General features: G+C 74.1%; 13 protein-coding genes and 3 pseudogenes. 11 read left to right on the top strand and 5 right to left on the bottom strand.

Annotated features, from left to right (window positions below):
- Positions 1-264: pseudogene (locus tag B124_RS11300) on the top strand (hypothetical protein); the annotation flags it as partial.
- 56 nt (positions 265-320) lie between these two features.
- Here the strand turns inward: B124_RS11300 and B124_RS11305 are convergent.
- Positions 321-1157: pseudogene (locus B124_RS11305) on the bottom strand (NsdA family TPR-like regulatory protein); the annotation flags it as partial.
- A gap of 234 nt (positions 1158-1391) precedes the next feature.
- Here B124_RS11305 and B124_RS11310 point away from each other — a divergent pair.
- The 4 genes from B124_RS11310 (at position 1392) to B124_RS11325 (ending at position 4429) form a co-directional block, all read left to right on the top strand.
- On the top strand, positions 1392-2141 hold the full coding sequence (locus B124_RS11310) for a hypothetical protein (RefSeq protein WP_496502618.1): 750 nt from the start codon (positions 1392-1394) through the stop codon (positions 2139-2141).
- Positions 2142-2229: 88 nt separating this feature from the next.
- On the top strand, positions 2230-3141 hold the full coding sequence (locus B124_RS11315) for an aminoglycoside phosphotransferase family protein (RefSeq protein WP_496502619.1): 912 nt from the start codon (positions 2230-2232) through the stop codon (positions 3139-3141).
- Position 3142: 1 nt separating this feature from the next.
- Complete coding sequence (locus B124_RS11320) at positions 3143-3835, top strand: class I SAM-dependent methyltransferase (RefSeq protein WP_496502620.1); 693 nt, start codon at positions 3143-3145, stop codon at positions 3833-3835.
- A 36-nt stretch (positions 3836-3871) separates the two neighbouring features.
- The gene (locus tag B124_RS11325; protein ID WP_496502621.1) at positions 3872-4429 is read left to right on the top strand and encodes an HAD domain-containing protein; all 558 of its coding nucleotides are present in this window, start codon (positions 3872-3874) and stop codon (positions 4427-4429) included.
- 127 nt (positions 4430-4556) lie between these two features.
- Here B124_RS11325 and B124_RS11330 read toward each other — a convergent pair whose 3' ends face one another.
- Positions 4557-6824, bottom strand: coding sequence for a heavy metal translocating P-type ATPase (locus B124_RS11330; RefSeq protein WP_496502622.1), 2268 nt, complete (start codon positions 6822-6824; stop codon positions 4557-4559).
- A gap of 175 nt (positions 6825-6999) precedes the next feature.
- On the opposite strand from B124_RS11330, the gene B124_RS11335 reads away from it, so the two are divergent.
- Positions 7000-8016 carry a DUF8832 domain-containing protein gene (locus B124_RS11335; RefSeq protein ID WP_496502623.1) on the top strand — a complete coding sequence of 339 codons (1017 nt, stop codon included), beginning with the start codon at positions 7000-7002 and terminating at the stop codon, positions 8014-8016.
- A 153-nt stretch (positions 8017-8169) separates the two neighbouring features.
- Here the strand turns inward: B124_RS11335 and B124_RS11340 are convergent, their stop codons facing one another.
- Entirely contained in the window at positions 8170-8412 is a 243-nt protein-coding gene (locus B124_RS11340; protein ID WP_496502624.1) for a GntR family transcriptional regulator, read from the bottom strand.
- A gap of 291 nt (positions 8413-8703) precedes the next feature.
- Between B124_RS11340 and B124_RS11345 the strand changes: the two genes are divergently transcribed.
- On the top strand, positions 8704-8931 hold the full coding sequence (locus tag B124_RS11345; RefSeq protein WP_496502625.1) for a hypothetical protein: 228 nt from the start codon (positions 8704-8706) through the stop codon (positions 8929-8931).
- A 94-nt stretch (positions 8932-9025) separates the two neighbouring features.
- On the opposite strand, the gene B124_RS11350 is transcribed toward B124_RS11345, so the two are convergent.
- On the bottom strand, positions 9026-12373 hold the full coding sequence (locus B124_RS11350) for an AfsR/SARP family transcriptional regulator (RefSeq protein WP_496502626.1): 3348 nt from the start codon (positions 12371-12373) through the stop codon (positions 9026-9028).
- Positions 12374-12580: 207 nt separating this feature from the next.
- On the opposite strand from B124_RS11350, the gene B124_RS11355 reads away from it, so the two are divergent.
- Together B124_RS11355 and B124_RS11360 are read left to right on the top strand one after the other, a co-directional pair.
- On the top strand, positions 12581-14335 hold the full coding sequence (locus B124_RS11355) for a glycoside hydrolase domain-containing protein (RefSeq protein WP_496502627.1): 1755 nt from the start codon (positions 12581-12583) through the stop codon (positions 14333-14335).
- A gap of 192 nt (positions 14336-14527) precedes the next feature.
- A pseudogene (locus B124_RS11360) lies at positions 14528-15067 on the top strand (NUDIX hydrolase); the annotation flags it as partial.
- A gap of 36 nt (positions 15068-15103) precedes the next feature.
- Here the strand turns inward: B124_RS11360 and B124_RS11365 are convergent.
- The gene (locus tag B124_RS11365; protein WP_496502750.1) at positions 15104-16009 is read right to left on the bottom strand and encodes a GNAT family N-acetyltransferase; all 906 of its coding nucleotides are present in this window, start codon (positions 16007-16009) and stop codon (positions 15104-15106) included.
- A gap of 76 nt (positions 16010-16085) precedes the next feature.
- Here B124_RS11365 and B124_RS11370 point away from each other — a divergent pair, with 76 nt between their 5' ends.
- Positions 16086-16463: a GntR family transcriptional regulator gene (locus B124_RS11370; protein ID WP_496502628.1), complete on the top strand. Its 378-nt coding sequence runs from the start codon at positions 16086-16088 to the stop codon at positions 16461-16463.
- A gap of 416 nt (positions 16464-16879) precedes the next feature.
- Positions 16880-18583, top strand: coding sequence for a helix-turn-helix domain-containing protein (locus tag B124_RS11375; RefSeq protein WP_496502629.1), 1704 nt, complete (start codon positions 16880-16882; stop codon positions 18581-18583).
- The last annotated feature ends 159 nt before the right edge of the window (positions 18584-18742 follow it).

Here is an 18742-nt window from a genome sequence, read left to right on the forward strand (position 1 = left end):
ACGATCACCCGCAAGACCATCACCGGCCTCGCCGACCGGCTCCCCGCCTCCCCGCCGGACCTGCCCGAGCACCCGGACTACCCCCGCATCCTCGCCGCCTTCAACCACGCAACCGGACCGCTACGGGCCAAGGACGTCTGCGAAGCCCTCGGCCACGAACCGCTGCCGAAGAACATCGAAGGCACCCGNGCCAAGCTGAAACGCCTGGTCAAACTCGGCATCCTCACCGAAGCCAACACCGGCAACTTCACCAGGAAGCCATAGCCGACACAGCTCCACCAGCGAACCTTCTCCAACCCCAACCAGAAACGGACATCACCTCGCGAACCGCCCACTGAGAGGTCCACGCAGTGACGGGGCTGTTTGAGGCTGAGTGCCTGGTGGGCCAGGGCGCGCATCATCCAGGCGGCGTGGGCGTGCGGGTCGGCTTCACAGGCCAGACGGTATGCGGCTTGGTAGTAGCGCTGGGCGGTGCCTTCGTGGCTGAGATCGTGGTGTTTCCAGCCGGCCAGGTAGGCGAGTTCGGCAACGGCGCCGAAGGCGGCTCGGCGTAAGGCGTCGGTGGGGAAGCGGCCTCGGAGCATGGGGGCTGCGGTGTCGGCGAGGTAGGCGGCGACGGTGGTCAGTCCGTGGCCACCGCCCAGGCGTTCGTCGGCGGCGCTGAAGGCGGCGGTGATCTGGCGGACGACCTCGACATCCTCTGCGCCGACCAAGGCACGACCGGTGCGGGCGCGCAGCAGGCGGGAGGCGGCTTCGTGGTCATAGTCGAGCGGCATCGCGACTCCGGCGACGGTGAAGGCGGCCACGGCCAGATGCCGGTGGCGTTCGACATCGGCCCGGCTGAGACCGGCGGCAGCGATGACGGGATCGGCGTCGTGGTCCGGTACCGCTTCACCGCCGTCGGCGAAGCCTAACGCTGCCGGGGTGACGACGCGCCCGAGGCGACGGGACAGTGCCTCGGCGAGGTACCGGTCAGTCTGTCCGGTGGGGCGGCGAGTGCCGTTTGCCCAGTGGGAGATCGCGGACTTGTTGGTCTGGATGATCTCGCCGTTCTCGGCGGCGATGCGGCGCACGTCGCGGGCAAGGGCGTCCAGCGTGCAGCCAGCCTCGGAGATGGCTGCCTGGAGGCGGGCGTTGGGCTGCTTCGAAGCGTTCACGACCCTCCCCGATCGCGAGGCTGTAAACCGCGTATACCGACTTACCCGCCCTCCACCGTACCCACTGTGCGTAGCGGCCGGTTCACTGATTGGCAGGCCGCCCGGTGCGACATTCACCCATCGCAGACCATGCTGCCCCGCCTGGGCCGGGCGGCTTCCCACCATCCGCAAGGCGCTGGCCTGAGCGATGTGACGCTGCTCAGGCCCTGCCCGAGGAGAGACGGAGAAACCGCAGTGACGACCATCGACACCACGACCATTTCGGTCGACTTACCGCAGGCCCTCGATGAGCGCTGGAGCCGACTGCCCGGCATCCAGGTCAACGGCACCCGGCTGACCATCGACCCGGCGGACTACTTCTTCCGCTTCGAGTCGAACACCTGGCTCGTCGCCGACTGGCAACTGGTCACCGATCAACTCCTCGGCGCGCAGGAGACCACGGAGAGCGCCGTCGAGCAGATGGCGCTGCAGTTCATCAAGGAACACGCCGCCCCGACATCCGACGCGGCTCTGGTGCTGCGGACGGCGTACGAGGTATACGCGTACCTGTTCCGCGAGGAGCACCTGGCCAGCCTCGGGATGCCGCAGATCACCGCTTCCCATCTGCGGATGCTGCGCGAGGCCGCCACGATCATGGCGCTGAACAAGGTCGAGCTGGACGGACACATCTCCAACGTCGGCCCGTGCTGGTTCTTCCCCGCCGCCACCTCCGTCGTCTTCGACCTGGACGACACGATGGGCGGGCTGCTGGACGAGGTCTACCACGGCGGCTGGTTCAACGAGCACCGCCGCATCGAGTCCATCAAGGCCCACGCCGCGCTCGGCGGCCGGCTGGTGCACGGCTGCCAGTCCGTGCCCGACCAGTCCGGCGGCGTCGTCGCGCCGTACGGCGCCTCCATGAACGCCTTCCGCGACGACCTGGCCGACTTCAAGGCCGGCTGGATCGAACAGGTCTACTCCCACCGCGTCACCCCGGCCGCGTAGCTCGCGCCGCAGTACGGGCTTCGGGGCCGGCTGGCACACTCGCCAGCCGGCCCCGAAGCCCTCCACCTCAACATCCGGAGATCCACCCATGGACGAGACGCTGATCACCAAGCTCTTCACCGAACTGTGCGCCGCTGTCGGGCAGCCCGCCGCCAAGCGGGAGGAGGTGCGTGTGTGGTCGATGTCGGGGGTAGAGCGATTGAACTTCCCCGACGGCAGCACCGCCATCTTCAAGTACGCCACCCGCCCCTTCGACGCCGAGGACCGTGCCCTGCGTCAGGCCCGCGCCCGCGACATCCCTGTTCCGCAGGTCTTCGCTTCCGCCACCCGCGAGGAATGGCTGGGCATGTTCCTCGAAGACCTCGGCCCCGCCACACGCGAGGCCGATGACCTCGACGGCGCCGCCGCTGCCGCGGCCCTGCACGCCGCGCCCCGCGCCGGGGCCCTGCCGGTGCTCGACGAGGAGGGACTACGGGCACTGCCCGCGCGCGCCACCGACCACCTGCGGCGACTGCGTGAGACGGGCCGCTGGGGCGACGCGGACGACGTCGCCGACGCCCTCGGCGCCCTCACCGGCGCCGCCGAGGCGCGTGCTGCCGGGGCAGCACTGGAGCCGTTCGGCTGGGTGCACTCGGAGTTTCACCCCACCAGCCTGCACATCGGAGCGACCGGCTGGCGGCTGCTGGACTTCGCCCGTGCCTTCACCGGCCCCGGCCTGCTGGACCTGGCCAGTTGGCACGGCACCCTCGACGCCCCCGAACCCGGCCGCACCCGCGTCTTCCTGGAGACCTACGTAACCGAGGGCGGGCACCAGGACGCGCTGGCCGACCGTGGTGGCCTGACGGCGGAAGCATGGGCGTTGGGCTGGCACCGCGTCTGGATCACCGAGTGGTTTCTCGAACAGGCCGTGCGCTGGGTCAACGACCCGACCACCGACCCCGCCTACCTCAAGGTCGTACGCCGCCACCTGAACGACGCCGTACGACTGCTGGAACCCTGATATGCCCACTCACCCCACCCCGTGGTTCGCTCACGCTGCGCAGCGCACCGCCGCCGGCCCCGCCGAGCCGCTGCCAGCCCCGGCACGCATGGAGTGGACCACCCGCACCGGCCAAGGACCCGGCGCCGAAATCCTCGGCCCGGACCTGTACGGGTGCCAGGTACTGGAACTCGGCTGCGGTCCCGGCCACAACACCGCCTACCTGGCCGCCCACCGCGGCGCCCAAGCCACCGGCGTCGACCTGGTCGGACTGCAGATCCGCCGAGCCCGCTCACACTACGGACACATCAGCGGCGCCACCTTCGTCGCCGGCCACGCCCTGCACTTCCTGCAAGCGTCCCAGCAGCAATACGAAGCGATCTACTCAGTGTTCGGAGCCATCGGCCTCGTCATGCCGAACCTTCTCCTCCCGGCCATCGCCGCACACCTCAAACCCGGCCGGACCCTCGCCTTCTCAGTGCCCCATCCCGCACGCCGTGGCCGTCGGCCGGCCGCAGACGACCACCCCCGGCGCGACTTCGTGACCCTGCCCGACCACACCCGCCTGCCGCTGGCCCGCTGGGAGTTCGACGCCGAGCGCTGGGTGGCGCACCTTGACGACGCCGGCCTCGCGATGACCTACACCCAGGAGTTCAACGCCCCGGGCCCCGGCCGCTGGCCCACCACCCTTCTGATCGCCGCGCGCAAGCAGTGAGCTTCACACCCTCACCCACGAGCCCCGGAGGTAGAAATGCCCCCGCCCCACCTGCTGCTCGATATCGACGGCGTCCTCATACCCTTCCCCGCTGCTGACGGCAGCACCCCGCACACCCACCGCTGCCACGACGTTCTCCCGGCCGGACGTGCCTCCGACGACACCGTCACCGTCTGGCTCAACCCCGCACACGGCCCACTGATCCGCGCCCTACTGGAAACCGGGCTGGTCGCCCCGGCCTGGTGCACAAGCTGGCGCCAAGACGCCCCCCGCCTCATCGCACCACTCCTCGGCCTGCCCGCCTTCCCACATCTTGACCTCCCCCGGCTGCCGATCACCACCAGCCACCCCAACGGCTACCTGTGGAAACGCGACTACGTCGACCCGTGGCTCGGGGACACCCCAGCCGCCTGGATCGACGACGACTTCACCGCCCTCGACCACGAATGGGCCACCCGCCGCACCGCGGCAGGAATGCCAACCCTGCTCGTCCAACCTGATCCCCGGCAAGGACTGCACCCGGCTCACGTGCGAACGATCGAGCAGTGGGCCGAGCAGCCGCAATCCGGGGATCGTCGGGTCCTACGTTGTTGAGCGGGTTGATCAAGGCTGGTTGTAGGGGCTGGAGGCCCGCGGACACCGGGTATGGCTCTCGTAGGGTCGCCCTTGATGGCTCATCCAACCTGGCCGCCCGGTGTCCCACGACGGCCTGAGCTTAAGCTCAGCCCAGCGGCCGGAAGCGCCGCAGCCGGAGGCTGTTGGCGACCACCGAGACGGAGGAGAAGGCCATCGCCGCGCCCGCGAGCATCGGGTTGAGCAGACCGGCGGCGGCGAGCGGGAGGGCGGCGGTGTTGTACCCGAACGCCCAGCCGAGGTTGGTCTTGATGGTGGCCAGGGTGGAGCGGGCGAGCCGGATGGCGTCCGCGGCGGCCCGCAGGTCGCCGGTGACCAGGGTGAGGTCGGCGGCCTCGATCGCGGCGTCGGTGCCGGTGCCGATGGCCAGGCCCAGGTCGGCCTGGGCGAGGGCGGCGGCGTCGTTGACGCCGTCTCCGACCATGGCGACCGTACGGCCCTCGGCCTGCAGCTGCTTGACCGCGTCGACCTTGTCCTCGGGGAGGACCTCGGCGATGACCTCGTCGATGCCGACCTCGGCGGCGACGCTCTTCGCGACGGCCGTGTTGTCGCCGGTGAGCAGGATCGGGGTCAGCCCCAGGTCCCGCAGCCGGCTGATGGCCTGCGCGCTGGTGGGCTTGACCTGGTCGGCGACCTCCAGCACCGCGCGGGCCTCGCCGTCCCAGGCGACCGCGATCGCAGTACGTCCGGCCTGCTCCGACCGCTCCTTGGCCGCCGCCAGTCCGGCGGGCAGCTTGAGGGCCCACTCCGCGAGGAGCTGCTCCCGGCCGACGAGGACCGCGTGGCCGTCGACGACGCCCTGGACGCCGAGCCCGGGCACGTTGGCGAAGTCCTCGGGCACCGGCAGCGTACCGACGCGGGCGGTCGCCGCCGCGGCCACCGCCTGGGCGATGGGGTGCTCCGAGGCGTGCTCCAGGGCGCCCGCAAGGCGCAGCACGGTGTCCTCGTCCGTGCCGTCCGCGGTGTGGACGGTGTGCAGGGCCATGGTGCCGGTGGTCACGGTGCCGGTCTTGTCCAGGACGACGGTGTCGGCCTTGCGGGTCGACTCCAGCACCTCGGGGCCCTTGATGAGGATGCCGAGCTGCGCGCCGCGGCCGGTGCCGACCATGAGGGCGGTCGGGGTGGCCAGGCCGAGGGCGCAGGGGCAGGCGATGATCAGCACGGCGACCGCGGCGGTGAACGCGGCGGCGATGCCGTCGCCCGTACCGAGCCAGAAGCCCAGGGTCGCCAGGGACAGGGCGATGACGACGGGGACGAAGATGCCGGAGATCCGGTCGGCGAGCCGCTGCACGGCGGCCTTGCCGTTCTGGGCGTCCTCGACCAGGCGGGCCATCCGGGCCAGTTGGGTGTCGGAGCCGACCCGGGTGGCCGCCACGACCAGCCGGCCGCCGGCGTTGACGGTGGCGCCGGTGACGGCGTCGCCCACGGCGACCTCCACCGGCACGGACTCGCCGGTGAGCATGGAGGCGTCGACGGCGGAGGCGCCTTCGACGACGGTGCCGTCGGTGGCGATCTTCTCCCCGGGCCGGACCACGAAGCGGTCCCCGACCGCGAGCTGGTCCACGGCCACCCGCTCCTCGCGGCCGTTCCGCAGCACCGCCACTTCCTTGGCGCCCAGCTCCATCAGCGCGCGCAGCGCCGAGCCGGCCTTCCGCTTGGACTTGGCCTCGAAGTACCGTCCGGCGAGGATGAACGTCGTCACGCCGGCCGCGGCTTCGAGGTAGATGTTGCCGGAGCCGTCGCCGCGGGAGATGGTCAGCTCGAAGGGGTGGGTCATGCCGGGCTCGCCCGCGGTGCCGAAGAACAGCGCCCACAGCGACCACACGGTCGCCGCGATCGTGCCGACCGAGATCAGCGTGTCCATGGTGGCGGCGCCGTGCCGGGCGTTGACCCAGGCGGCCTTGTGGAACGGCCAGGCGCCCCAGACCACCACCGGCGCGGCCAGCGTGAGCGAGAGCCACTGCCAGTACTCGAACTGCAGGGCGGGGACCATCGCCATCGCGATCACCGGCACCGACAGTGCCAGGGAGCCGAAGAGCCGCTGGCGCAGGGTCCGCAGCTCGTCGGAGGGCCTCTCCCCGCCGGCACCGTCCTGGGAACCGTCGCCCGCGGCCGGTCCGGCGGGGGCGGGCGGCGCGGCGGTGTAACCGGTACGTTCGACGGTGGCGATCAGGTCGTCGACCGCCACGTCGTCCGCGAACGTGACCTTGGCCTTCTCGGTGGCGTAGTTGACGGTGGCCTCGACGCCCTCCATACGGTTGAGCTTCTTCTCGATCCGTGCGGCGCAGGAGGCGCAGGTCATGCCGCCGATCGCGAGTTCGACCTCGGCCGTCCTGCCGGGCGTGGTGGTGGTCATCACTGCTCCTCGTGGTGCTATACCCCTGGAGGGTATTACATCCTTCGACGCCATGTATACCCCTGGCCCGTATCGAATGCAAGGGCTGGCCCAGGCTTGACTTTATACCCCCAGGGGGTATTGTCGCCGGTATCGAGGCCGGTCGCAGCGACGGGCCGACCGAGAGGAGCGAGCGATGAACACCGCAGCCAGGGCCGGACTCTTCGCAGGCGCGCTGGCCGTCGCGTTCGCCGGGGCGTACGGGGTCGGCAGTGCCGTCGGGCCCGTCACCGACGGGGACAGCGCCCCCGCCCACGGGCACGCCGCCGCCGACGGCGACGGCGCCGACGCGGGCGCCGGGGAAGGCGCGGGCGGGAAGGAGGGCGGCCACGGCGAGGACGCCGGTCCCGCCGCGGGCGGGCTGCAGCTCTCCGAGGCCGGCTACACCCTCGACCTGGACACCGAGCGGATCGACGCCCGCCCCGCCGAGCTGCGCTTCGCCGTGCGCGGCGCGGACGGCGAGCCCGTCACCTCGTACGAGCGGGAAGGCGGCAAGGAGCTGCACCTGATCGTCGCCTCGCGGGACCTCGGCACGTACCGCCACCTCCACCCCGTCCGCGACGACACCGGCACTTGGAGCACCCCCGTCGAGCTGCCCAAGGCCGGTGACTACCGGGTCTTCGCCGACTTCGTGCCCACCGGCGGCCCCGAGAACGGCCTGACCCTGGGCGGCGACCTCGCCGTCGCCGGCGACTACCGCCCGGCGCCGCTCGCCGAGCCGGAGCGGACCGCGACCGTCGACGGGTACGAGGTGACGCTCGACGGCGCCCTGACGCCCGGCTCCGCCCGCGACGTGGGGTTCACCGTCGAGAAGGACGGCAAGCCGGTCACCGACCTCCAGCCGTACCTCGGCGCGTACGGGCACCTGGTCGCGCTCCGCGCCGGCGACCTGGCGTACCTGCACGTCCACCCGAACGGCGAGCCCGGCGACGGCACGGAGCCCGGCCCCGAGGTGGCCTTCTCCGCCACCGCGCCCAGCACCGGTTCGTACCGCCTGTTCCTCGACTTCAAGCACGACGGCGAGGTGCGCACCGCGGCCTTCACCGTCACCGCGGGCGGCGGCACGGGCGAGGAGAGCACGCCGGCCGGGGAGCACGAGGAGGGCACCGAGAGCAGTTCTGGCGGGGAGGACTCCGGCGGTCACGGCCACTGACGGCTGCTGGCCGACCGCTTCACGGGGTTCGGATCACTGGGGCGGCCAGGCGCCCAAGCCGGGGCACTCCGGTGCCCCGGCTTGACTGGCGGGGGAGGCGGGCTCAGTGCACGACGATCGGGCGGGCCCCGGACACGGCCGGCTGCGGACCGGCTAGCGGCGCGCCGGAGGGTCGTCCACTACGAACGTGCCCATGCCCACTTCACCGCGCGTGTACCCCTGTTCCCGCACGTGGCGCATGGCTTTCGCTGCGGTGGCGTTCACCACTCCGAACTCTTGCGCCAATTCCAGCGTGGAGGGCACGCGGGATCCGGGCGCGTACCTGCCATCGTCGATGCGCTGGATGATCTCTGCGGCAATCTGCTTCCAGAGCGGACGAGAGCGATCGAGGGCCATAACGTCAGCGTGGATGACCGCGGATCATCGTGCATCCGTAGATAACCGCGGATAACTGCGGGTAAGCTGAGCAGCGAAGGGCCCGGCGGGTGCGCTCACACCCCCGGGCTGTGACCAACGCTGACTAGGAGCGCTGATGAACCACAGACTACCGAGGCGGACCAGTGGGCGGGCGGTGGCAATCCCGCCCGTGCTGGCGTACGCGACCTTCCTTGCCGGCATCCTGGCACTGGCTCCGGTGTCCCGATGACGCGCCCCCGGCGGCTTCCGTGGCTGGAGGGGGACCGAAAGGTGTACGTCATCAGCGACAGGGGCGGAGTGCTCGACAGGGTCGCTGACGACGCTGAGGTCCGGCTCCTGGCGAGCGCCCAGGCTCTGCTGAAGATCACAGGTCCGATGCTCGACGAGCTGCGCAGTCAGGACGAGTGGAGGTTTGCGGGCGAGCGCCTGCGTGAAGCGCTCACGGATGCCGTTCAGGTAGCGGAAGCGCGTGGCGAACGATTGCGCGAACGTTCGTGAGCAAAGCACGCGCCTGACGCACAACCTACGAGTGGCCCGCTGCTGGAGGGGAGATTCTGGCGGCGGGCCGTCCCACGGGTCCCCGCCCGCCGCGTCAGCGGCTCTCCGCCGCCACGCGCAGCGGGCCCCGCGGGGCGCGGAGCGCGGGGGACGGGTCCGGGGCCGGGGTGAGGTGCCCGCCGAGGCGGCGGCCGGCCGTGACCGGGGGGCGGAGGGTCGCGGGCAGGCCGACTGACGCGCGTAGAGCCGATGCCTGACGACGTACCCGGGCGGCGGCCACCTCGCCCCCCGCGCCGCCCGCCGCCGCGTGTGCGGCGGCGAGCACGTCGAGCGTGCGCGCGGTCCAGTACGGGGTGTCCAGGTGCCGCCAGATCGACAGCGCCTGCCGTGCCGTGGCTTGCGCCTGCGCCGGCCGGTGCGCGTGCAGCAGCAGGTCCGCCTGGGCGCGCAGCGTCAGCGCCTCGCCGAACCGCTCGCCGAACCTCCGGTACGCCGCCAGGCTCTCGTCGAGCATCCGCTGCGCCTGCGCGGGCTCCCCGGCCACGTCCGTCAGATGCCCGAGCCACTGCAGGGCGTGCACCTCGCCCACCCGGTCGCCGCTCTCCACCGCCAGCTCGCAGCTCCGCAGCATCCGCGCCGCCGCGGAGTGCACGCGGCCGACGGCGAGGTCCGCGAGGCCGAGATTGCGCTCGGCGGACGCCTCGCCGCGCCGGTAGCCGTCCTGCTGGGCCAGGGCCAGCGCCTGGTCGAACTCGCCCCGGGCGGCGCCGGGCTCGCCGCACTCCAGATGGACGGTGCCGAGGCCACTATGCGCGTAGACCTCGGACCGTACGTCGCCGCCCGCCGCGGCCCGTTCGATGCCGCGCCGCAGACACGCCGCGGCCTGCGCGTACTGGCCGCGCAGCCGCAGCAGCACGCCGAGGCCCGCCGCCGCAGCGGACTCGGCGGGGTGGTGGCCGCCGGCGCCGGCGCCGCTGTCGCGGGGCGGGCCGCCGGGGCGGTCGCCGGGCTTCGCCCGGGGCGCCGGGCGCGGTCCTGCCAGCGCCGCGAACTCCTTCAGCGACCGCTTGAACGCCGCCACCGCCTCGCCGTAGTGGTCCTGTACGGTCTCCAGCTCGCCGAGGTCGCGGTGCAGGACGGCGACGCCGAGCCGGTCGCCGGCCGCGGTCGCCGCCGCCAGCGCCGTACGGTGCGTCTCGCGCCAGTCGTCGAAGTGCGCGGACGACTCGAAGTACGCCGCCAGCGCCGCCGCCAGCCGCCACGCGGTGCCGGCTTCGCCGGCGTCGGCCGCCTGGCGGACGAGGGCGCGCAGTGTGGTCCGTTCCGCCTCCAGCCAGGCCAGCGGGTCCGCCGCGACCCGGGCCGCCTCCGCCGCCGGAGGGCTGTGCCCGGGGCGGGGCACCGTGACGCGGCCGGAGAAGCCGGCGGCCAGGGCGTCGTCGGCGCGGCGGGCGAGGTCGAGGTAGGCGGTGTGCACCCGGCTGAGCGCGGCGGCCCGTTCGCCGGGCGGCTCCTGGGCGTGGGCGCGTTCGCGGGCGTAGAGGCGCAGGAGGTCGTGGAGGCGGTAGCGGGGTTCGGTGGCGGGGCCGGGGGCGTGGACCTCGACGAGATGGTTGTCGACGAGCGCGTCGAGGGACCGCTCGGCGAGGGCCGCGGGGTCGGCCGGGGGCGGGGCGGCCGTGTCCCTTTGCGCCGGGTCCGCCGGGGTCCGGCCGCTTCGGGCGGGGTCTGCGGGGGCTTGCCGGGGCGTGCCGCCCGGCGCGTCGCCCAGCAGCGCGGTGACCACCCAGCCGGGCACCGACGGCACGTCCAGCAGGCCGAGGAGCCGGAACGCCCGCTGCGCCGCGGGGTCCAGCGCCGCGTAGCCGAGTGCGACGCTGGCGCGTACCTCCAAGTCGCCCGCGACCAGCTCGTCCAGCCGTCGCCGCTCGTCGGCCAGCGCGTCCGCCAGCCTGGGCAGCGACAGGTGCCGCCGGGTCGCCAGCCGGGCGCCCGCGATGCGCAGCGCGAGCGGCAGGTTGCCGCACTGCGCCGCGATCCGCGCGGCGACCGCGGGGTCGCGGCGCGTACGGTCGTCGCCGGCCGCCCGCGCCAGCAGCTCCAGCGCCTCCGCGTCGCTGAGGAGGCCGAGGCCGACGCGCAGCGCGCCTTCGAGCCCGGCGAGGGCGGCACGGCTGGTGACGAGCACGGCGCTGTCGCCGGTGCCGGGCAGCAGGGGGCGTATCTGGCGCTCGCAGTCGGCGTTGTCGAGGACGACGAGCACGCGGCGGTCGGCGAGTTCCGCGCGGTAGCGGCGGGCCCGCTCCTCCAGGGTCCCGGGGATGGCGGCGCCGGTCATGCCGAGGGTTTTGAGCAGGGAGGCCAGGACGTCGCCGGTGTCGGCCGGGCACCCCGACGCGGTACGCAGGTCGGCGTACAACTGGCCGTCGGGAAAGGCGTCGCGGAGCAGGTGCGCGGCGTGCACGGCGAACGTGGACTTGCCGGCGCCCGCGACGCCGGTGACGAGGACGGTGCGCGGCGCGGAGCGACGCGCGTCGACCCGCCACGCGTCGAAGCCGGGGGCCCCGTGCTCCGGCATCCCCTCGGGCCGCCCCAGCCACCGCAGCACCTGGACCAACTGCTCCCGCCGCCCCACGAAGTCCGGGATGCGCGCCGGCAGTTGGCAGTACGCCTGCCGCTCCGCGGCCTCGTGCCGCGGCGCCGGCTCCGGCCCGCCCGCCAGCACCGCCGCGTGCACCTCCTGCAACTGCGCCCCCGGCTCCACGCCCAGCTCGTCCGCCAGCAGCCGGCGGGCCCGCGCGTACGCACGCAGCGCGTCCGAGCGCCGCCCGGAGCGGTGCAGCGCCAGCATCAGCCGGCCCCACAGCGGCTCGCGCAGCGGGTGCTGCGCGAGCAGCGTGCCCAGCTCCGCGGCCAGCTCCGCGTGCCGGCCCACGGCCAGCTTCGCGTCGGCCAGGTCCTCCCAGGCCGTCAGCCGGCACTCCTCCAGCCGCGCGGCCTCGGCCCGTACGGCATCGGTGGCCGGCACGTCCGCGAACGCCGGCCCGCGCCACAGGCCCAGCGCCTCCGTCAGCGACTCCACGGCCGCCCCCGGCCGCCGGTCGGCCAGCTCCGCGCGCCCGGCGGCAGCCAGGGTCGCGAAGCGGCCGGCGTCGGTGCCGTCGGGCTCGACGGCCAGCTCGTAGCCGCCGGGCCGGGTGTGCAGCGTCTCCTGGGTGCCGCCCAGGGCACGGCGCAGCCGGTGCACGTAGACCTGCAGGGACTTGGCGGCGGAGTCCGGCACGTCGTCGCCCCACAGCTCGGCGATGAGCGCGTCGGCGGGGACGAACCGGCCCGCGTTGATGAGCAGATGGGCGAGCAGGGCGCGCTGCTTCGCGGCGTTCAGCGGCATCCACGTCGTGCCGCTGCAGACGTCGAGCCTGCCGAGGACCCGATAGCGCATCACACCGTCCCCTGGTCACGGTCGTCGTGAGCTGCCTCGGCGTCACCATCCTTGTACTGGGCGGTACATGTCAAGAACGCCGGTGTCTTGCCAGGCAGCGGCCACGCAACCGTCGCGCAACCGCCGCGCTGCGGCCATCGCGTAGACACGTGGCGCAGCGCCGTCCCGCCACCGGAGACCCCACCGCACGAGGAGAGCGATTTCGCGATGTCACCCAGACGTACGGCCTGGCGCCCCCTGCTCGCCGGCCTGGCGGCCCTCGTCACCCTCGGCGGGCTCACCGCCGCGGGCCCCGCCGCCGCCGAACCCCCGCCCGCCCGCGGCAACACCGTCAGCTACCACGGCTACGAGGTCACCGTCCCCGCCGACTGGCGGGTCGTGGACCTCACCGCGGACCCGGGCGCGTGCGTACGCTTCGACCGGCCCGCGGTCTACCTCGGCGAGCCCGGCGACCAGAGCGCTTGCCCGCCCGGCCTCAAGGGCCGTACCGCCGGGATCGTCGTCGAACCCCTCGGTGCCGGGGCCGCCCGGCAGACCACCGCGGCCACCGCCGTCGCCCCGCGCGGCAGCGCGACGGCACCGGGCGCGAAGTCCCGCGACGGCGCCGTCCAGGTGGCCGTCGAGGACGCGGGCGTCCTGGTCACCGCGGCGCACAGCCCCGCGACCGAGGACCTGGTACGCGCCGTCCTCGCCACCGCCGAGCTGACGGCCGGTGCCGAACGCACCGAACTGCCCGCCGCCGGCGCCCCGTCCACCGGCGCCACCCCCCGCGCCGCCGCGGGACCCCAGCCCGGCGACTTCCGCGGCCAGGGCTTCGACGCCTGCGCCGCGCCGTCGCAGAGCGCGATGGACGCCTGGCTCGCCGCCTCCCCGTACCGTGCCGTGGGCGTCTACATCTCCGGCGCCACCCGCGCCTGCGCGCAGCCCAACCTCACCGCGAGCTGGGTGACGAACCAGACGGCCAAGGGCTGGCACCTCATCCCCATCGACGTCGGCCGCCAGGCACCCTGCAGCAACTTCTCCCACAAGATGTCCGCCGATCCCGCCACCGCCCGCGCCCAGGGCGTGAGCGCCGCCAACGCCTCCGTGACCGCCGCGCAGAACCTCGGCATCCCGGCCGGCAGCGCCCTCTACTCCGACATCGAGGGCTACGCCTCCACCGACTCCTGCAAGGCCGCGGTCATGAGCTACGTCTCCGGCTGGACCGAGGCGCTGCACGCCCAGGGCTACCTCTCCGGCCTGTACTCCAGCGCCTCCTCCGGCATCCGCGACGCCGCGAGCGTCTACGACGACAGCCGCTACCTGCGCGTGGACCACCTGTGGTTCGCATGGTGGAACGGTGTCGCCGACACCGACGCGGGCTCGTACGTCCCCGACGCCTACTGGTCCGGCCACCAGCGCATCCACCAGTACGTCGGCGAGGTCTCCGAGACGTACGGAGGCCAGAGCGTCAACATCGACCGCAACTACCTCGACGTCGGCGAGGGCACCGTGCCGCCCGTCACCTGCACCACCGCCGACCTGAGTTTCAGCGCCTACGGAACCATCCGCTCCGGCTCCACCGGCGCGCTGGTCGACGCCGCCCAGTGCCTCCTCAAGGCCGCCGGCCACGACCCCGGCGGCGCCACCCCCACCGGCACCTTCGACGCCGGCACCGTCACCGCCACGAAGGCGTTCCAGACCGCCAGGGGCCTGACCGCGGACGGCATCATCGGGCCCCGCACCTGGACCGCGCTGCTGGCCCAGGGCGCCACGCCCACCCTGCAGAACGGCTCCACCGGCGACGCCGTCGCCCGGCTGCAGCGCGCGCTGACCGCCGCGCTCGGCCGCACCGTCGCCATCGACGGCATCTTCGGCTCCGGTACGCAGGCGGCCGTACGCGACTACCAGAGCACGCGCGGGCTCGACGCGGACGGCATCGTCGGCCCGCTGACCTGGGGGGCGCTCCAGGCAGGCAGGTGACCGGCAACGCCGCAGGGAGATCCCCGCGGGCCGCGCCCGCCGCCGGGCACGGCCCCGCGGGGGTTCCGGCGGGCGGCACCGCCGACGCCGGTCCCGCCCCCGGCCGTTGAAGGCGGAGGCGGTGTCAGTGGCGGCTGCGATGATCGGCGCATGAGCGCAGACGTGACGGACACCACACCGCCGGACCCCGCGGCCCCGCGCGAACGGCCCCGCCGCCACCGGGAGATCGTGGACGTGCACCTGCTGCTGCTCCGGCGCACCCCCGAGCCGGAGGTGCTGCTCGCCCGCCGGGCCGGTACGGGGTACGCGGACGGGCTGCTGAACCTGCCCAGCGGCCACCTGGAGGACGGCGAGGACGTACGGGCCGGGGTGCTGCGCGAGACCGCGGAGGAGATCGGGGTCGTGCTCGACCCGGAGCGGGTCTCCGCGGCGCTCGTCGTGCAGCACAAGCCGCCCGTGGGCCGGCCGCGGATGGGGTGGTTCTTCGCCGCGGAACTGCCGCCCGGCGCCCGGCCGGTGAACGCCGAGCCGGACAAGTGCGCGGGCATCGGCTGGTATCCGCTGGCCGGGCTGCCGGACGACATGGTGGCGTACTGCAGGGCCGCCCTGGAGGCGTACCGGGCGGGGGAGCGGTTCGTCGTGCACTGGCACGGGGCGGACGACCCCGTCGGGTACGACCCCCGGGTGCCGGACCGGGCCGTGGTGCTGCCGCAGTCGGCGGGCCCGCCGTGACGCGGGCGGGCCGGGTGCCGCGGCGGGCCGGGCGACTCAGAGGTCCTTGAGGCAGCGCAGCTCGGCCAGGAGCGGCTCATAGCCGAACCAGCGGTTGATGGCGAGCATCGGTCCGTTGCCGCTGTCGTTGCCCGTGAAGGCGTCGGTGTACCCGGCCGCCTGTGCCCGCCGCAGCGACTCGTGCTTGGCGAGCTTCGCCAGCCCCCGGCCGCGGAACGCCCGGCGGCTGCCGGTCATCCCGGACAGGTAGCGCGTGCGCCCGTCGGTCTCCGCCAGGGAGAACGCCGCCACCTCGCCCTCGACCACCGCCGCGATCGTCAGGTCGTGGTCGAGCAGCGGCTCGCGCCAGGTGTGGTCGAGCCAGTGCTCGTACGTCATGGCGTCGGCCGGGGTGTCGCTCGGCTCGTCCAGGGCGGCCTCCGCGTCCGCCTCGTACAGCGGGCGCGGGTCGTCGAAGTCCGCGTACGCGCGCAGCTCCACACCAGGCGCCGGCTCCGGGCGCGGCCGGAGTTCTTCGCGCAGGTCGAGGCGGAGGATCTGGCCGGTGCGCCCCCGGCGATAGCCGCGCAGCTCGGCGAAGCGGATGTCGCGCCCCGGGTCGTACACCCAGGTGTACACGGTGGTCATGCCCTGCGCGGCGAGGTGCGCCTCGGCCGCCTCGACCAGCGCGCTGCCGACGCCGCGACCGGTGTGCGAGGGGTGCACGTGCGGCTGGACGACACCCTGTCCCGGGGTGCTGCCGTCGTAATTGACGAACGCCTCGCACTCGCCGACGACCTGCCCGCCGACCTCGGCGACCAACTGCCGCAGCCGCTTCTCCGGCGGCGCGGAGGCCACGCTCCAGCGCACCGACTCCGGGGTCATGACCGCGAACGGCACCGCCGCGCGCTGCACCTCGGTGACGGCTTCGGCGTCCTCGGGGCGGAAGTCGCGTACGTGCACACTCATGGAGCCGCACGGTACGGCCACGGGGGTGCCGCTGTCGTGCGAATTTCCCCGCGCGGACCACAATGAGTCCGTGACCATCCAGATTTTCGTCGACCAGCAGGCGCCCGAGGCGCCATACGAGCAGGTGCGCGCCCAGATCTCCGCCCAGGCGCGCGGCGGCGTGCTCCCGGCCGGCACCAAACTGCCCACCGTGCGGGGCCTCGCCGAGCAGTTGGGCCTCGCCCCGAACACCGTCGCCAAGGCGTACCGCGCGCTGGAGAGCGACGGGGTGATCGAGACCCGCGGCCGGCACGGCAGCTACGTGGCCGCCGCCGGCGACGCCGCGCAGCGCGAGGCCGCCGCGGCGGCACAGGCGTACGCGCAGCGGGCGCAGCGCCTCGGACTCGACCACGGAACCGCGCTGACCGCGGTGGAAGAGGCGCTGCGCGCCGCCTACGCCGGCGCGTAGGGCCCCACCGGGTGGACCCGGTCCGGGCCCTCGGGGGTACACGCCGAACCTGGGGCCTCGTCACCCGGGCCGGACCGTCGTACGCGGCGGCACCGGGCGGCCGGCGCGCAGTGGCCCGGCCGACGAGGCCCACCACGGGCCGAGCCGACGACTGCGCAGACCGCACCGGGAGCCGCCCGCGAACCGGTCCGGCCCGGGAGGCCGTCGCGCGGCGCCGAGCGGATACCCCCGTACTCCGCCCGGCGCCGCGCTGCTTCGGTGCTGGAGCGCTTGGCTTGGTGCTGGTGACAAGCCTGCGGACCGCGGGGAGCCGATCGCAAGCGAACCGCGTCGAAACGGGAAGCTGGAACGGGAATCGGACCACCCACCAGCGCAAACAGGGCTAGGGTGGAACGCGTTGGAACGGGGGACAGGACGTGAGGGACGCGGCGACGGAGAAGTTCGCGGCGCTGTTGCGCGAGTTGAAGCAGCGCTCGGGGCGCAGCTACGGCACGCTGGCGGCCCGCCTCCACGTGAGTACGTCGACCCTCCACCGCTACTGCAACGGCGATGCGGTCCCGTCGAGTTACGACCCGGCGGAGCGCTTTGCGCGCCTGTGCGGTGCGACGCCGGAGGAGCTGGTGGAACTCCACCGCCGCTGGCACCGCGCCCGCGGCACCCGGCGCCCGTCGTGGGCGGCGGGAGAGGAGCCGCGCGGCGGCGGCCGGGGCCGGGGGGCGGAGCCTGCGAAACGGGGCACGCCTGCGCCTGCGGCGGGCGCGGGTCGCGGGGGAGCGCGCGGCCGGTCCGGTGCGGCGGGTGCCGCCCGCGGCGCGACCGCCGCGGCGGCTTCGGCGCAGGGCGGGCCCTCGGCCGCGCCGGACAGGCCAGCGGCGCGTACGTCCCCCACCGCCCCCACCGCCGCCGCACGTGCCGGCGCCACCGGTGCCGCGACGGGCTCCGCCGGCACTGCTGGCCCGGTCGACGAGCCGGTCCCCGGCGACGGGCCGCCCGCCGGCGGCGCGGCCCCCGCGGACGGCGCCCGGCCCTCCGCCGGGCCCCGGGGCCGCCGCTTTCCGCGGGTGCTGCTGTCCGTGCGTGGTGCCGCCGCGGCGGACCGGCCCCACCCCGCCGGGGCCCGGGGCCGCTGGCGGCGGGTGGGGTTCCCCGTCTCCGGGGTGGCCGTTGCCGCGCTCGTCGCCTTCTTCGCCACCTCCAGCGGGTCCACCGGCGAGGGCAGGACCGCCGGTGACGACGGGCCCGCGAGCGGCGTGGTGGCCGACGGGAGCCGGGGCGGCGGGGGTGCGCGGGGCGGCGAGACGGCGGGGAAGGACGAGGCCGCCGGGCCGTCCGAGCGGCGCAGGACCTCACCCGCCGGCGGCGAGGACGCGGACGAGGGCGAGCACGAGGACGCCGCGCCCGGTGCCACGCCCCGCAGGGACGGGGGCGCCGCGCCCGGGGGCCGGGGGGACGAAACCGCCGCCCGGACCCCCCTTGCGTGGTCCGTGCGCTCCCACGTCTGGGAGTTCGGCTGCGACCACCGCTACGTCCTCGACAAGTCGCCCGACGACGTGCCGCCCCCGCCCATGGCGCAGGACGCCGAGGCGTGGGCCTCCAGCCAGGGCGCCGTCCACGGGGGCAAGACCAACGTCGAGGCCGCCATCGAGCCTCGCGGCGACGAGCCGGTGACCGTCACCGCCGTCCACGTACGCAAGACCGCGACCGGCACGCCGCTGCCGTGGAGCGCGTTCGCGATGTCGTCCGGCTGCGGCGGCGAGGTCACCGAGGCGGCGTACAGCGTCGACCTCGACGTCCCCCGCCCCGTTCTCAAGCCCCGGCAGGGCGGCGACTCCTCGCAGACCTGGGATCCCCCGGCGCTGCCGTACCGCGTCACCCCCGACGATCCGCTGTCGCTCCTCGTCCGCGCCAACACCGAGGAGTACCACGTCCGCTGGTACCTGGAGGTCGAGTGGAGCACCGGTGACGACTCCGGCGTCGTCCGCATCGACGACCAGGGCGCCCCGTTCCGTACCAGCAGCATCAAGGACCGGCCGCTCTACGACTACGACACCCTCAACGGCTCCTGGTACACGTGGCCGTCAGACGACTCCGCGGACGAGTCCGCCTCCCCCGCGCCGTAGCCACCGGGCCAGACCGGGCGGATCCGGAGGAACGGGCGGAACGGACGGAACCAGAGGAAGCGGAAGACGATCCACCGGCGCGGCCCCTGAACCCGTCAGATGAAACGGTTCTCCAGGTCAAGACCGCGTTGTGGGTGGGGAATTGGGGATGATTCCCGC

This window comes from Streptomyces sp. CNP082, from assembly GCF_059570535.1.

Bases quoted from the DNA above. Each gene is read 5' to 3' on its own strand.
- B124_RS11320 (WP_496502620.1), top strand. From the start codon at position 3,143: ATGCCCACTCACCCCACCCCGTGGTTCGCTCACGCTGCGCAGCGCACC.
- B124_RS11335 (WP_496502623.1), top strand. From the start codon at position 7,000: ATGAACACCGCAGCCAGGGCCGGACTCTTCGCAGGCGCGCTGGCCGTC.
- B124_RS11355 (WP_496502627.1), top strand. From the start codon at position 12,581: ATGTCACCCAGACGTACGGCCTGGCGCCCCCTGCTCGCCGGCCTGGCG.
- B124_RS11340 (WP_496502624.1), bottom strand. From the start codon at position 8,412: ATGGCCCTCGATCGCTCTCGTCCGCTCTGGAAGCAGATTGCCGCAGAG.
- B124_RS11350 (WP_496502626.1), bottom strand. From the start codon at position 12,373: ATGCGCTATCGGGTCCTCGGCAGGCTCGACGTCTGCAGCGGCACGACG.
- B124_RS11325 (WP_496502621.1), top strand. From the start codon at position 3,872: ATGCCCCCGCCCCACCTGCTGCTCGATATCGACGGCGTCCTCATACCC.
- B124_RS11330 (WP_496502622.1), bottom strand. From the start codon at position 6,824: ATGACCACCACCACGCCCGGCAGGACGGCCGAGGTCGAACTCGCGATC.
- B124_RS11315 (WP_496502619.1), top strand. From the start codon at position 2,230: ATGGACGAGACGCTGATCACCAAGCTCTTCACCGAACTGTGCGCCGCT.